Consider the following 14055-nt stretch of genomic DNA (forward strand, 5'->3'; position numbering starts at 1 on the left):
AGGACGACCCTCGCACTGTGCCGCAAGCACGAGGCGGGCACGCTCGACCGGCCGACCGAGCGCAAGCTCGAGCGTGCGGCAGGCGGCGCCCAGGCGCTCGACCGCTATTGCGAACGGCTGCTGGACCGCGACGGCAGCAGCTCCGGGTCCTCCGGGTCCTCCGGCTCCTCCGGCTCCGAGGACGGTTCCGGTGGCGGCAACGGCCAGGGCGACAACGGCTCCGGCGACGACGGCAGCGGCAACGGTGAGGACGACGGCGGCGACGGGCAGAGTGACGTCACACCGCCCGCGTACGCCCCGGCGTCCTCCAGCGCGGATGAGCCGAGCGTCTCCCCCAGCGCCTCCGAGGCGTCGACCCCGGCTCAGTGAGCCCGCGATACGTCCGCCGGTGACCGGCTCGCTTCACGGTGCAACCAGGGGTGTGACACTTTTTGAGCCGTCGGCGCAGTAAGAAATGAGCCGACTGGTCATCGGCCGCGTGAGAGCCGGGGTTCCCCCCGTACCTACGGCTCCACGCATCGGCGCGGGCGGGGCACGTTCCCCCGGCCCCGCCCGCGCCCTCTCCCTCTCCCCGCGTCTCCGGCGCGGCGCTGAGGCGGTCCGACGGCCCTTCGCGGGCTCGCGACGCCCGGCAATCCCCACACCGGACGCCGTTCGCTGATCCCCTCAGAGCCGTCGGACACGCCCTGGCGCTGTGGTCGCAGCACTAGCGGTAGATGACCACCTTGTCGCCGGTACGCACCTGGGCGAAGACCGCGGCGATCTTCCGCTGGTCCCGGACGTTCACACAGCCGTGCGACGCGCCGGTGTAACCCCGCGCCGCGAAGTCCGCGGAGTAGTGCACCGCCTGGCCGCCGCTGAAGAACATCGCGTACGGCATGGGCGTGTGGTAGATCGTCGAGACATGGTGGCGGCTCTTGAAGGTGACGCCGAAGCTCCCCTCACGGGTCGGTGTGTACTGCGAACCGAACCGCACATCCATCGCCGAGACGACCCGCCCGTCCACCATCCAGGCGAGCGTGCTGCTGCTCTTGCTGATGCACAGGACACGGCCGGTGAGGCAGCGAGCGTCGGGCCTGGCGAGGGGACGGCTCGTCCGCGGATACAGCGCGGTGCGCTCCGGCTGCCGCGTCAGTGAGCGGAGCGTGGACCAGGTGCCGGAGTCCACCGCGCCGGTGACGGCAAGGCGGTGCCCGGCCTGGAAGGACCGTACGGCGGATGCGGTGATCGAGCCGTAGTACCCGGTGGGACCGCGGTCGAAGAGCGCCAGTTCGTGCAGCCGGGCCTGCAGCTCCCGTACCTGCGCCCCCTGTGAGCCGGGAGTCATCAGTGGCGGGGCCGGGCGCTTCGGGGGAGTCCGGACGGGGGGCCGGTGCGGCTTCTTCGTCGTCGGCCCGGCACCGGCTCCTCCGGGCTTGCCGGGGGCGGGGGCGCGCGTCGGCGGCGCGTTCGAGGCCGTGTACGCCGGGGCTTTCCCGTCGCCGGGCGCCGTCGTCCGCACCTTGCAGCCGGAGGCGCCGCCGACGGCCAGCGCGGCGACCGCGGCCGCCGCGACAGTCCCGCGTATGAAGGAGTACCCGGCCATGCACGTCCCCCCTCGTCCGGATCTTTCCCCCTTTGACTGTTCCCAGAGCAGTCTGGGGATGAACCAGGGGTAGATGCTGTGAGGGAACCCACATGCCGCGACCGAGGTCCCACCGGCTCCCCGCGGCGCGCGGGGCGGCCCGCTCCCCTCCGTCGTCGGCAGAACCGGCAGAACCATCAGAATTCAGCACACTCGGCACACTCGGCAGAGCTCGCCCACCAGCGAGCGGCTTCACGGAGGCAGAGCACATGGCGCGAGACCCGAACATCCCCCGAACCACCGAGAGCGGACTGCCCATCGAGCCGGTGTATGGACCGGAGGCGCTCGAGGGCTGGGAGGCCGGGGAGAAGCTGGGCGAGCCGGGCTCGTACCCCTTCACCCGCGGGGTCTATCCGTCGATGTACACCGGCCGCCCCTGGACCATGCGTCAGTACGCGGGCTTCGGTACGGCCGCAGAGTCCAACGCCCGTTACAAGGATCTGATCGCCCACGGCACGATGGGGCTCTCCGTGGCCTTCGACCTGCCGACGCAGATGGGGCACGACTCGGACGCGCCCCTCGCGCACGGAGAGGTCGGCAAGGTCGGCGTCGCCATCGACTCGATCGAGGACATGCGGCTGCTGTTCGGCGGCATCCCGCTGGACAAGGTCTCCACGTCGATGACGATCAACGCCCCCGCCGCGCTGCTGCTGCTCCTGTACCAACTGGTCGCCGAGGAACAGGGCGTCCCGGCGGACAAGCTGACCGGAACCATCCAGAACGATGTGCTCAAGGAGTACATCGCCCGCGGTACGTACATCTTCCCGCCCCAGCCCTCCCTGCGGCTGATCGCGGACATCTTCCGGTACTGCCAGGCCGAGATCCCGAAGTGGAACACCATCTCGATCTCCGGCTACCACATGGCGGAGGCCGGGGCCACGCCCGCGCAGGAGATCGCGTTCACCCTGGCCGACGGCATCGAGTACGTCCGTACGGCCGTGGCCGCCGGAATGGACGTCGACGACTTCGCGCCCCGGCTGTCGTTCTTCTTCGTCTCGCGCACCACCCTGCTCGAAGAGGTCGCCAAGTTCCGTGCCGCGCGCCGGATCTGGGCGCGGGTGATGCGTGAGGAGTTCGGCGCCGAGAACCCCAAGTCGATGATGCTGCGCTTCCACACCCAGACCGCGGGGGTCCAGCTCACCGCCCAGCAGCCCGAGGTCAATCTCGTCCGGGTCGCGGTCCAGGGGCTCGCGGCGGTGCTCGGTGGTACCCAGTCGCTGCACACCAACTCCTTCGACGAGGCCATCGCCCTGCCGACGGACAAGTCGGCCCGGCTCGCGCTGCGCACCCAGCAGGTCCTCGCCTATGAGACCGATGTCACCGCCACCGTCGACCCGTTCGCCGGCTCCTACGTCGTGGAGAGGATGACCGACGAGGTCGAGGCCGCCGCCGTGGACCTCATGGCACGTGTCGAGGAGCTGGGCGGCGCGGTGAGCGCCATCGAGCACGGCTTCCAGAAGAGCGAGATCGAGCGCAGCGCGTACCGCGTCGCGCAGGAGACGGACGCGGGCGAGCGGGTCGTCGTGGGCGTCAACCGCTTCCAGCTCGACGAGGAGGAGCCGTACGAGCCGCTGCGGGTGGACCCCGCGATCGAGGCGCAGCAGGCGGAGCGGCTGGCGAAGCTGCGCGCGGAGCGCGACCAGGCCGCCGTGGACACCGCGCTCGCGGAGCTGAAGAGGGCCGCCGAGGGCACGGACAACGTCCTGTACCCGATGAAGAGCGCACTGGCGGCGCGGGCCACGGTGGGCGAGGTGTGCAACGCGCTCCGAGCGGTCTGGGGTACGTACGTCCCCTCCGACGCCTTCTGAAGGGTCCCTTCTGGCATGTGGACGCATGGGCGAATTGTCGGAGGCCTGTGCCAGACTCCGCATCATGCTGGGCGTGACCGACCTTCCGACGTATCTGCTGGGACTCGCACTGATCATTCTGCTGCCGGGGCCGAACTCGCTGTATGTGATATCGGTGGCCGCGCGGCGCGGTGTGCGCAGCGGCTACCGGGCCGCGTGCGGGGTCTTCTGCGGCGACGCCGTCCTGATGGTGCTCTCGGCGGCGGGGGTCGCCTCGCTGCTCCAGGCGAACGCGATGCTCTACGGCATCGTGAAGTACGTGGGCGCGGGCTATCTGACCTGGATGGCGATAGGCATGCTGCGGTCCGCGTGGAGCATGTGGCGTACGCGGCAGGCGGGACAGGAACGCCCCGCCGGAGCCCGGACGGCCGCTGAGGCCGCCGTGGACACGGCGGGTGCCGAACGGCCGTACCGCCGCGCCCTGGTGATCAGTCTGCTCAACCCGAAGGCGATCCTCTTCTTCGTCTCCTTCTTCGTGCAGTTCGTCGACCCCGGGTACGCTCACCCGGCGCTGTCGTTCCTGCTGCTCGGCACGCTGGCCACCCTCTTCAGCTTCGTCTACCTCACGGCGCTGATATTCGGCGGCAGCCGGGTGGCCGCGCAGTTCCGCCGTCGCCGGCGGCTGGCGGCCGGGGCGACATCCGCCGCGGGCGCGCTGTTCCTCGGTTTCGCGGCGAAGTTGTCCCTGTCGAGCGCCGGCTGACCGCCCGGCGGCACGCCGTGCGCCGTGGCCCCCCCTTGCCGGGCGGGCCGACGGCGTCGGCAGGTCGGTGGGCCTTATGGCAGGCCCGGGTCTGCGGCGGGGGAGGCCGGGTTCGGGCGGGGATCGCGGTGCGTGTACGCGGACGGGGTGGGTCGTTCGGGCGGCGTACCCCGGCGCGGGAGTGTGCGAGGACGGATCAGGTCCTCACTCTCTGTTGTGCCATGCTCACGTGGGGTAGCGTCAGCGTTCCGGCTTCGCAGCCGCACCCCTCACGAGAGGCGTCGCCCATGCGCACCGCATCCGCGGATGTCCCGCACTCGTACACCCTCTACTGCCCGCCCCTGTGCACGTCCCCGCGCATCGCCCGTGACTTCGTCGCCACCGTGCTGCGTTCCCAGGAGTTGGACCACCTCGTCGACACGGCGGCGCTCTGCACCTCCGAGCTGGTGACCAACGCCTATCTGCACGCCCGCGGCCTCGGCTCGCTGCTCTGGCTCGCCATCGAGGACGCGGACGTCCGCGTCACCGTGTACGACGGGACGACCGAGCCGCCCGCGCGGCGCCGTGCCGCGCCCGACGGGGAGAGCGGGCGCGGGCTTCAGCTCGTCGACGTCCTGACCCAGGGGCGGTGGGGCATGGCCCTCGGTGCGCCGCTGGGGCTCAACGGCACCCAGGGCAAGGGCGTGTGGTTCACCCTGCCCGTCGGGGCTGTGTCAGCGCTCGCTTGATCCGGGGAGTCAGCGGGGTCTCCACGAAGCGGTAGAGCAACCAGGCCGTCACCAGCATCGCCGAGATCGCCAGTGGCAGGGTGGCGTACGACGGCAGGCCGAACGTCCGGTGCAGTACGTGGACGGTCACCCATCCGAGATGCTCGTGCACCAGGTAGAACGGGTACGTCAGCGCGCCCGCGACCGTCAGCCAGCGCCAGTTGGCCCAGCGCAGATGGCCCAGGGCGACGGCGCCGACCGCGACGAAGCCCATCGTGACCACCGCCACGATCCCGAGCGACGGGCGGTAGGAGAAGAACTCCGGACCCGACGGGTGCCAGAGGCGGTCGACGGCGTAGTGCTGACCGATCAGCCAGCTTGCCGCAACGATTCCCCACGCGGTCATGTCACGCCGGTCGAGGTGGAGCAGGTACAGGCCGATCCCGCCGATGAAGAACGGCGCGTACTCCGGCATGAGGACCACATCGAGCAGTGGCTCGTTCGCCGCCTCGGCCATCGCCGCCGCCAGTGTCCACACGGCGCAGAAGAGCACCACGCGCTGCCGGTTGGCGCCCGGCAGGACGACGAAGAGCGCGAAGAGCGCGTAGAAGCGCAGCTCGGCCCAGAGGGTCCAGCACACGCCCAGCACGCGGTCGACGCCCAGCGGCATCTGGAGCATCGTCAGATTGACCAGGGCGTCACTCGGCGACACCGCTTCGTAGGCGACCCACGGGAGCGCGAAGACGGCGGTCACCAGGATGATCGCCGCCCAGTATGCGGGGAAGAGCCGTGAGACGCGGGAGGCGAAGAAGGCCCGCAACGGCCGTCCCCAGCCGCTCATGCAGATGACGAAGCCGCTGATGACGAAGAATATCTGGACGCCCAGGCAGCCGTAGGCGAAGAGCTGCGAGGCGGTGGGGAACTGTGTGTTGGGTGAGCTGCCCCAGGCCTGGCCGATCTCGCCGTCGCGGCCGCCGAAGTGGTAGAAGGCGACCATCAGGGCGGCGACCAGACGCAGACCGTCCAGGGCGCGCAGGCGGGGAGCGGGGGGCGCGCTGCGTATGCTTCGCGCCTCCGGACGTGCACTGGAGGCAGGGGCTCCCGGTGAGGGCTTCGGGAGGGTGGTGCCGGCGGGAGCCGTCATCCGAACGCGGCCTTTTTCTTCACGATGCGGCGCTGTACGGCGCGCGCCCGGCGCGCGACTCTGCGCACCGTGGCGTTACGGGGCAGGAAGGACAGCTGCGACGGGATCGCTCCGGGCAGTGCGAGCGAGGTGAGCCGGCGGCGCTTGAAGTACCGCCAGGTGTGCGTGTCGAGCTGTGTGGAGAGGTAGCGCTCCGCCTGCGGCCGCAGGCTCGGGTAGATCTGCGCCTGCATCGCGTAGCCGACGGCGGTGACCAGGCCGGTGAGCCGCTCCGCGATGTCCGCCCTGGACGGGGCGGTCCAGCCGGTGACGGAGGCCTTGTCGGTGAGCTCGGGCAGCAGTGCGTCGACGATCGTGACCGGGATCCGGTTGCTGTTCTGGTACGGAGCGAGCCGCTCCAGCAGCACTTCGGTGCCCGTGCGGGCGACCGGCAGGTCGTACAGGGCGCTCGCGGTCAGCAGCGCGGTCGAGAAGCAGCCGACGACGAGGGCGGGCCGCATCCGCTGGTACAGCACCTCGGCGAGCACCGGGGAGTCCAGGACCGTCAGTTCGACGCCCAGCTCGCCGGCCTCCTTCTCCAGCAGCCGCGACCAGCGGGCGGGAGCGGTGGGGTGCGGCTTGAACACGATGGTGCGATGGCCGAGTTCGGCGGCGCCGCGCACCATCGTGACATGCAGCCGCTCCTCCTCCTCGGCGGTGAGGATGTCCAGAGCGGAGAGGTACTGGCCCAGGAGCAGCGCCGGAGCCTCCAGCTCCGGCAGGTCCTCGGCACCGGCCTGGTCCTCGGCCAGCTCGGCGAGTACGGCGGTGAAGGTCTCCGTCGGGATGATCTGCGGCTCGACGTCGAACTCGGTGAGCAGCAGCGGCCGCAGACCCGGCACGAGGTCCAGATGGAGCAGTCGGCGGATACGGGTGCCGACCAGCGGGTCGAGCTTGTTGCGGGTCGGTCCGTAGCTCATCAGGCCGTCGGCGTAGACATCGACGGGCACGCCCGGGAAGAGCTGGGTCAGCGCGAGCGAGGGGTTGACCTGGATGGATTCGACGGCCAGCTCGACCTCGTCGTCACCGAGCCCCCACAGGAGCCGCAGATGCCGCTCCCACAGGGGGATGTCGTCCTGGCGCGGGGACCAGCCGCCCGGGTGGAACGGGCTGATCGTCTCGTTCCAGGACAGCAGCCCGTCGAAGCGGCCGCGGAGCCGCTCGAATCCGGGCATGGTGTCCAGGGACGGACTCGTCTCCGGATTCGTGGAGTTATTGCTGACCAGCAACAGCCGGCGGTCGGCGGGCTCGAAGCAGTCCGCGTCGAGGGCCGCGGCGAGCGTGGCGGCCCCGTACAAGGTGGAGGCGAAGAAGATCTGCGTCTTCTTCCTGACGTTCCTGACGTTGCTGACGTCCCCGTCGTTCCTGACGCTCTGTGCGTTCGTCGTCGTGCCGGGCATCAGGCCGCCACCTCCGCGGCGACGGGACGGCGGCGCAGACGTCGGAGCCGGGATGCGCGTTGAATGTCCATGGAGTCGAGGGCGTCCTGCAATACGTCCTGCGGCATGCGCTTCAGCGCGGCGGCGCTCATCGACCGCAACTTACGTGCCACGGCCGGTTCGAACCTTTCGATACTGCCGAGGTGATGGGAAATGATGGCGCAATAGGTGCGCACGGCCTTCGGGAGCAATTGATCAGCATGGGGGTCCTTCGCCGTTTCCTCGATCACCTGGTCGAAGGCGCGGATGAAGTCGAGCTGGCGTACATCGCCGATCTGGGTCAGGGAGGAGGCGACACCACGCCGGTAGAAGACGCCGAGCATGCCGACGACGGCGAAGGAGCGTGCCTCACGGTGCAGCCGCCAGATCCACGGCCGGTCCTCCGCGGTGCGCAGGCCGTGCCGGAAGTGCAGCAACCCCTCGTCCGCCAGCCGCCGGTGGTACATCCCGGCCCAGGCGTAGGCGTAGTCCACGGAGGTGCTGCGGTCGGCGGGCAGGATGACGTCGCGGGGGCGCATCACCACACCGCGGCGGCCGTGCGGCACGCGGTGGATCGAACGGGCCCTGGCCGTGCACTGGACGTGGTCGGTCCGCACGAAGTCGCAGTCCAGATCCTCCATGACGGCGAGCAGTTTCTCGTAGTAGCCGGGTGCGAGCCAGTCGTCGCCGTCGAGGAAGGTGAGGTACTCCCCGCGCGCGGCGTCGAGGCCGGTGTTGCGCGCGGTGGCGAGACCGCCGTTCTGCTCGTGCCGCACGACGACGGCACCCGGAAGGTCCCGCGCGGCGCGGTCGAGGATCTCCGGGGTCTCATCCGTCGAGCAGTCGTCGACGAGAATGAATTCGAAGTCCTGTCTGGCGTTCGCACGCAGACTTCTCAAGGTGTCGGGCGCGTATGTCTGCACGTTGTAGAACGGCACGATGACGGAGAGCTTAACCACCCGGGTGACGGTAGGTGGCTCCCCGACATTAGTCTTGACCTGTGGTGAACTCACGGGTGAACGAAATATGGCGGATTGGTTAACCCGCCGCTCCCACGTGCCGATTAGCCATTCGTCGATGTGCTGTTAACCCTTTGTTGCGGCTGTGTTGGGCCGTGACTCGGAATGCCTTCCTAGCGTCATCGACGTGCCAGCAAGTAGTGGAAATCGCCTGCGAGTCGCCGTGCTCGCCGATTCCGATACGCGATGGAAATGGGGCGCTCTCACCGCGAACCGCCTCGTATCGGACATTCAGCTCGACGGCTGCCTTCTGCGTGGACGCGCGACGCCGACCGCCCGTCAGCTCGACGAAGTGGGCGTACGCGCCGACTCGCTGCGTGAGGTCACCGGTGTCGAGTTCATCCGGACCGTCGCCGGCGGAGCGTACGACGTCGTCGTGCTCGCCTGCGTCGGCGGAGCCGTCCAGGCGATGCTGCACGGTCTCGCCCGGGCGAGCGCGACCTCGGCCGCCGGGCCCGACGGCGCCCGGCAGAAGCGCCCCGTCGTCGTCACCGGGTATGTAGGGGTCGTCTACGAGAAGCTGGCCGACGGACTCCTCCTGCGGCACGGCGCGGATGTGGTGCTCGCCAACTCACGCCACGACGCGGAGCGTTTCCGCGCCGTGTACGAGGGCGTGAACGCCGACGCGGGAAGCGTCGTCGAGACCGCGCTCCCCTTCCTCGGAGGCGCGCCCTACGACGCCGCGGCGCGCGGCGACCGGCCGTTCACCGTCGTCTTCGCCGCCCAGCCCTCCGTCCCGGAGAACCGCACCGACCGTACGTATCTGCTGCGCCGCGCCGCCGAGCACGCCCGCAAGCACCCCGAGCGCGACGTGCTCATCAAGCTGCGCAGCAAGCCCGGTGAGCACACCACGCACATCGAGGAGCTCCCGTACCAGAAGCTCGCGGCGCGGGTGCCCGGCGGCCTCCCGGCCAACTGCCGCCTGGTCTACGGGCACATGGGCGAGGTCCTGGACCGTACCGACCTCCTCGTCACGGTCAGCTCCACCGCCGCACTCGAGTCGCTGCACCGCCGCATCCCGACCGCCGTCCTCACCGACCTGGGCGTACGCGAGGCCCTCGGCAACCACCACTTCCTCGGCTCCGGCTGCCTTGCCTCCTGGGACGAACTGGACGCCGGGCACACGCCCGAGCCCGACCCCGCGTGGCTCAGCCGCCAGGGGGTCGCCGCCGCCGGACCGTACGAGAAGGCCTTCGAGGCCGCCCGGGAGCGGGTGGCCGCGCTGGTCGACGCGGACGAACTGCCGCCCCTGGAGCCGTATTACACACCTGCCACGGCGCCCGGCTATCTGCCCGGCATCCTCGCCCGGCACGCCCTCGACCCCCGTGGAGAGCCGCTTCCCGGGGTGAGCGCCGAGCCGCGCCAGGAGAGTGCCCTGCGCCGCGCCACCCGCGACTTCGCCCGCGACGCGGCGCGGACGGCGTACCGCCAGGGCGTCCAGCGCGTGGCACCGGCGATCCGCCGCTGGGGGCAGCTGTGAGCGGCGCACCCGAGGGCGCTGCGACCGACGTACGCCAGGGCGCTGCGATCGACGCGCGCCAGGGCGCTGCAGGCAACGTGCGCCAGGGCGCTGCGAGTCACGTACGCGAAGCCGACGGGTCGCGGCCGGCGACGAGACGTGGGGCTGCCGGGACGCAGCCCACCGAATTCCGAGAAGGAGCCCTCATGCCACCCACCGTGCTGGCCGTCATTCCCGCGAGAGGCGGTTCGAAGGGCGTACCGGCCAAGAATCTCGCCGCTGTCGGGGGCGTGCCCCTCGTGGTGCGCGCCGTACGCGAGTGCCTGGCGAGCCGGATCGTCACCGATGTCGTCGTATCCACCGACGACCCCGGCATCGCCGCCGCCGCCAGGGGCGCGGGCGCCGATGTGGTGCAGCGGCCCACCGCCATCGCGGGCGACACCGCCACCAGCGAGGCCGCGGTGCTGCACGCCATGGACGCCCACGAGGCCCTGCACGGCCGGACGGTCGGGACCGTGCTGCTCGTCCAGTGCACCAGCCCCTTCCTGGTCCGTGAGGACATCGACGGCGTGGCCGGCGCGGTGGCCGAGGACGGCGCCGACAGCGCGCTGACCGTCGCGCCCTTCCACGGCTTCGTCTGGCGCGACGGCGACGACGGCGCGAACGACGCCGACGCGGCGGACGGCGGCTTCGGCGTCAACCACGACAAGTCGTACCGCCCCCGCCGCCAGGACCGCCCCCAGGACCTCCTGGAGACCGGCGCCGCGTACGCGATGGACGCCGAGGGCTTCCGCAAGGCCGGACACCGCTTCTTCGGCCGCACCTCGCTCGTACGGACCGACCCGGCCCGTGTGCTGGAGGTCGACGACCCGCACGACCTGGCGCGGGCCCGCGCGCTCGCGCCCCTGCTGGATGCTCCGCGCCCCGGCAGCCTTCCCACCCGCGAGGACATCGACGCGGTGGTACTCGACTTCGACGGCACCCAGACGGACGACAGGGTGCTCGTCGACTCCGACGGACGGGAGATGGTCGCCGTGCACCGCGGCGACGGGCTCGGTATCGCGGCGCTCCGCCGCTCCGGCCTGAATCTGCTGATCCTGTCCACGGAGCAGAACCCGGTCGTCGCCGCACGGGCCCGCAAGCTGCAGGTGCCCGTACTCCACGGCATCGACCGGAAGGACCTCGCACTGAAGCAGTGGTGCGAGGAGCAGGGCATCGCGCCGGAGCGTGTGCTCTACGTCGGCAACGACGTGAACGACCTCCCGTGTTTCGGCCTCGTCGGCTGGCCCGTAGCGGTCGCCGGTGCGCACGACATCGTGCGCGGCGCCGCACGTGCGGTCACCTCCACCCCCGGAGGAAACGGCGCGATCCGCGAGATCGCCTCGTGGATCCTCGGCCCCTCCCTCTAGAGAAGGAAACGTCTTACATGAGCACCACCCCCCGCCTGCGCACCCTCGGTGACAAGATCGCCGGACCGGGCCACCCCGTCTACGTCACCGGCGAGATCGGTATCAACCACAACGGTGACCTGGAGAACGCGTTCAAGCTGATCGACGCGGCCGCCGACGCCGGCTGCGACGCGGTCAAGTTCCAGAAGCGCACCCCGGAGATCTGCACCCCGCGCGACCAGTGGGACATCGAACGCGACACCCCCTGGGGCCGGATGACCTACATCGACTACCGCCACCGTGTGGAGTTCGGTGAGGACGAGTACCGCCAGATCGACGAGCACTGCAAGAAGCGCGGCATCGCCTGGTTCGCCTCCCCGTGGGACACCGAGGCCGTCGCCTTCCTGGAGAAGTTCGACGTCCCGGCCCACAAGGTCGCCTCGGCGTCGCTGACCGACGACGAGCTGCTGCGCGCCCTGCGCGCCACCGGCCGCACGATCATCCTGTCGACCGGTATGTCCACCCCGAAGCAGATCCGCCACGCGGTCGAGGTCCTGGGCAGCGACAACATCCTGCTCTGCCACGCCACGAGCACCTACCCGGCCAAGGCCGAGGAGCTCAACCTGCGGGTGATCAACACGCTGAAGGACGAGTACCCGAACGTGCCGATCGGCTACTCCGGCCACGAGACGGGTCTGCAGACCACGCTGGCCGCCGTCGCCCTCGGCGCCGCCTTCATCGAGCGTCACATCACCCTGGACCGCGCCATGTGGGGCTCCGACCAGGCCGCCTCGGTGGAGCCGCAGGGCCTGCAGCGTCTCGTCCGCGACATCCGTGTCGTCGAGGAGTCGCTCGGTGACGGCGTCAAGAAGGTCTACGAGAGCGAGCTCGGCCCGATGAAGAAGCTGCGCCGCGTCCCCGGTGTCGTCGCCGAGGGTGCGGACCGCGAGCCTGCCGCCGTCTGAACCGGCCGGAACCCGCGGCCTCACACGAGAACACGAGGTGGACCTCGGTGAGCACACCTGACGGGCCCGCGGGCCCGCCCCCGGAAGCGGCTCGGGCCCGGCTGACGCCGGCGCCGACGGGCCGCTTCCGGGGCATGCCCCGGAAGGCCGCAGACCCCGGCGCGGGGGAGACCCTCGCTTTCGTCGAGAGCCCCGTCCAGCTGCTCAACGTGCTGGAGTGGGTGCACGCGGACCGTCTGCGCGCCGCCGGAGAGCGGGCGGACGGCCAGGTCACCATCCCGGGGCCTGCCGCGGCCCCGGAGAACGGCCCGGACACCGGGCACGTGGAGGCGCCCTTCCCGGAGGCGTCCATGGCCGAGGAATCCATGGACGAGGCCTCCATGGCGGAGGCGTCCGTGCCGCCCTCGGCGGGAGGCGCAGCAGCCCGGCAGAGCGCGGAACGGCCCTCGCCCACGGAGGCAGCGGCCGCTGCCCCGACGGGCACGGACCTCCTGACGCCATCCGGTTCCTGGCCGCTCCAGCCGGACGCCTCGGCCGCCTCACGGACGGAGGCGGCTCGTACGACGGACGGCCACGATCAGGGCGCACGCACCGCCCGTACCGAGGAACCGGTTCTCCCGGACCAGGCGCGGCCCCACGGCACCGCGTCACGGACCGCGCCCGCGGCCACCGTCGGCGTCACCGTGGTCGTCCTGTCACCCAACGACCCGATGACCCGAGGCCAGCTGCGCCGGATGGCGGAGCTCGCCCGGGACGAAGGCCTGGCCGTGCGCTGGGAGGACGCCCGGGGCGGAGCCGGGGCTCCCTTCCAGACGATCGGCGCGCTGGCACCCGCCCTGCGCCGGGCACGGCGGATCGTCATTGGTGACCCCTTCTCCCGGTATGTGCAGCTGCTGCTCACCCTCGTCCGCGCGAAGGACCTGGTCGTCGTGGACGACGGCACCGCGACCATGGAGTTCGTCTCCCAGCTGGCCCGTGGTGAACGCCTGGTGCGCTGGCACCGGACCGGGCGCGGACGTGGGCCGCGCGACGCCGTCTTCGCGCCGGTGGCCGCCGTCGCGCGCCGTCGGCTCACCCCCCGTGAGGGCTGCCGGGTCGAGGTGTTCAGCTCGATGCCGGTCGAGCCGCCGGCCGGTGTCACCGTGACCGCCAACGACTTCTCCTGGACCCGGTCCCGGTTCGGCCCGCCCCAGCTCACCCGGGGCTCGGACCTGGTCGGGACCTCGCTCGCCGAGACCGGCGTCGTCGACCTCGACCGCTATATCGACGCGGTCGGCTCCCTGGCCCGCGCCCACGGGGCCACCCGCTACTTCGCACACCGCCGGGAGAGCGCGGAGAAGCTGAAGCGGCTCTCCGAGGAGGCGGGGCTGGAGATCGTACGGCCCGATCTGCCGCTCGAGCTGATCGCTCGCCGAGGGCCCATCGGCCGTACGATTCTGAGCTTCCCGTCGACCGTGGTGCACACCCTGCCGCTCGCGCTCGCCGGAACCGAGGTGAAGGTGGCCGTCTTCGACATCGACCCCGCCTGGCTCACGGACAGCGCCTCACCGCGGGCTCAGGGGTTCCTCTCCGGGGTCACCGGAACCGCCCGTGACGTGCAGCGACTGCAGTCGGTACCCGCCCCCGCGCCCTGAGACGGGCCCGGTGACGGTCATGGGGAGAGCCTGAAGTGATACCCGCCCGCGGGTCCGCTCAAGCGGCCCGCGGCGCCTTTCCTTCGTCTATCGGGCTGAACTTTTGTT

The 14055-nt window shown here is 71.0% G+C and carries 11 protein-coding genes and 1 pseudogene; 8 read left to right on the plus strand and 4 right to left on the minus strand.

All coding sequences use genetic code 11. The features are described 5' to 3' along the window. Positions 1 to 369 (plus strand): annotated as a pseudogene (locus ACTWQE_RS19645) (hypothetical protein); the annotation flags it as partial. Between the two features lie 337 nt (positions 370 to 706). Here the strand turns inward: ACTWQE_RS19645 and ACTWQE_RS19650 are convergent. Further along, positions 707 to 1585, minus strand: coding sequence for a L,D-transpeptidase family protein (locus ACTWQE_RS19650; protein ID WP_443330287.1), 879 nt, complete (start codon positions 1583 to 1585; stop codon positions 707 to 709). 266 nt (positions 1586 to 1851) lie between these two features. Between ACTWQE_RS19650 and ACTWQE_RS19655 the strand changes: the two genes are divergently transcribed. From ACTWQE_RS19655 to ACTWQE_RS19665, 3 genes are all read left to right on the plus strand, one after another. Then, entirely contained in the window at positions 1852 to 3432 is a 1581-nt protein-coding gene (locus tag ACTWQE_RS19655) for an acyl-CoA mutase large subunit family protein (RefSeq protein ID WP_443330324.1), read from the plus strand. Positions 3433 to 3496: 64 nt separating this feature from the next. Further along, on the plus strand, positions 3497 to 4174 hold the full coding sequence (gene leuE / locus ACTWQE_RS19660; protein ID WP_443330288.1) for a leucine efflux protein LeuE: 678 nt from the start codon (positions 3497 to 3499) through the stop codon (positions 4172 to 4174). Between the two features lie 287 nt (positions 4175 to 4461). After that, positions 4462 to 4902, plus strand: a complete 441-nt coding sequence (locus ACTWQE_RS19665; protein ID WP_443330289.1) for an ATP-binding protein — start codon at positions 4462 to 4464, stop codon at positions 4900 to 4902. On the opposite strand, the gene ACTWQE_RS19670 is transcribed toward ACTWQE_RS19665, so the two are convergent. The 3 genes from ACTWQE_RS19670 to ACTWQE_RS19680 are packed head-to-tail and all read right to left on the minus strand — an operon-like array spanning position 4865 to position 8441. Then, positions 4865 to 6025 (minus strand): acyltransferase family protein, encoded by a 1161-nt coding sequence (locus ACTWQE_RS19670; RefSeq protein WP_443330290.1) that lies wholly within the window; start codon positions 6023 to 6025, stop codon positions 4865 to 4867. The genes ACTWQE_RS19665 and ACTWQE_RS19670 overlap by 38 nt on opposite strands. Further along, complete coding sequence (locus tag ACTWQE_RS19675; protein ID WP_443330291.1) at positions 6022 to 7464, minus strand: polysialyltransferase family glycosyltransferase; 1443 nt, start codon at positions 7462 to 7464, stop codon at positions 6022 to 6024. The genes ACTWQE_RS19670 and ACTWQE_RS19675 overlap by 4 nt, the downstream gene beginning before the upstream one ends. Then, the gene (locus ACTWQE_RS19680) at positions 7464 to 8441 is read right to left on the minus strand and encodes a glycosyltransferase family 2 protein (RefSeq protein ID WP_443330292.1); all 978 of its coding nucleotides are present in this window, start codon (positions 8439 to 8441) and stop codon (positions 7464 to 7466) included. The genes ACTWQE_RS19675 and ACTWQE_RS19680 overlap by 1 nt, the downstream gene beginning before the upstream one ends. 187 nt (positions 8442 to 8628) lie before the next feature. Between ACTWQE_RS19680 and ACTWQE_RS19685 the strand changes: the two genes are divergently transcribed. The 4 genes from ACTWQE_RS19685 (at position 8629) to ACTWQE_RS19700 (ending at position 13947) form a co-directional block, all read left to right on the plus strand. Continuing rightward, entirely contained in the window at positions 8629 to 9981 is a 1353-nt protein-coding gene (locus tag ACTWQE_RS19685; RefSeq protein ID WP_443330293.1) for a DUF6716 putative glycosyltransferase, read from the plus strand. A 185-nt stretch (positions 9982 to 10166) separates the two neighbouring features. Further along, on the plus strand, positions 10167 to 11369 hold the full coding sequence (locus ACTWQE_RS19690; RefSeq protein ID WP_443330294.1) for a cytidylyltransferase domain-containing protein: 1203 nt from the start codon (positions 10167 to 10169) through the stop codon (positions 11367 to 11369). 17 nt (positions 11370 to 11386) lie between these two features. Continuing rightward, the gene (locus tag ACTWQE_RS19695; RefSeq protein ID WP_443330295.1) at positions 11387 to 12313 is read left to right on the plus strand and encodes an N-acetylneuraminate synthase family protein; all 927 of its coding nucleotides are present in this window, start codon (positions 11387 to 11389) and stop codon (positions 12311 to 12313) included. 491 nt (positions 12314 to 12804) lie between these two features. Then, positions 12805 to 13947 (plus strand): hypothetical protein, encoded by a 1143-nt coding sequence (locus ACTWQE_RS19700; RefSeq protein WP_443330325.1) that lies wholly within the window; start codon positions 12805 to 12807, stop codon positions 13945 to 13947. The last annotated feature ends 108 nt before the right edge of the window (positions 13948 to 14055 follow it).

The sequence above is a fragment of the Streptomyces sp. 8N706 genome (genome assembly GCF_052245415.1).
Classification (GTDB): domain Bacteria; phylum Actinomycetota; class Actinomycetes; order Streptomycetales; family Streptomycetaceae; genus Streptomyces.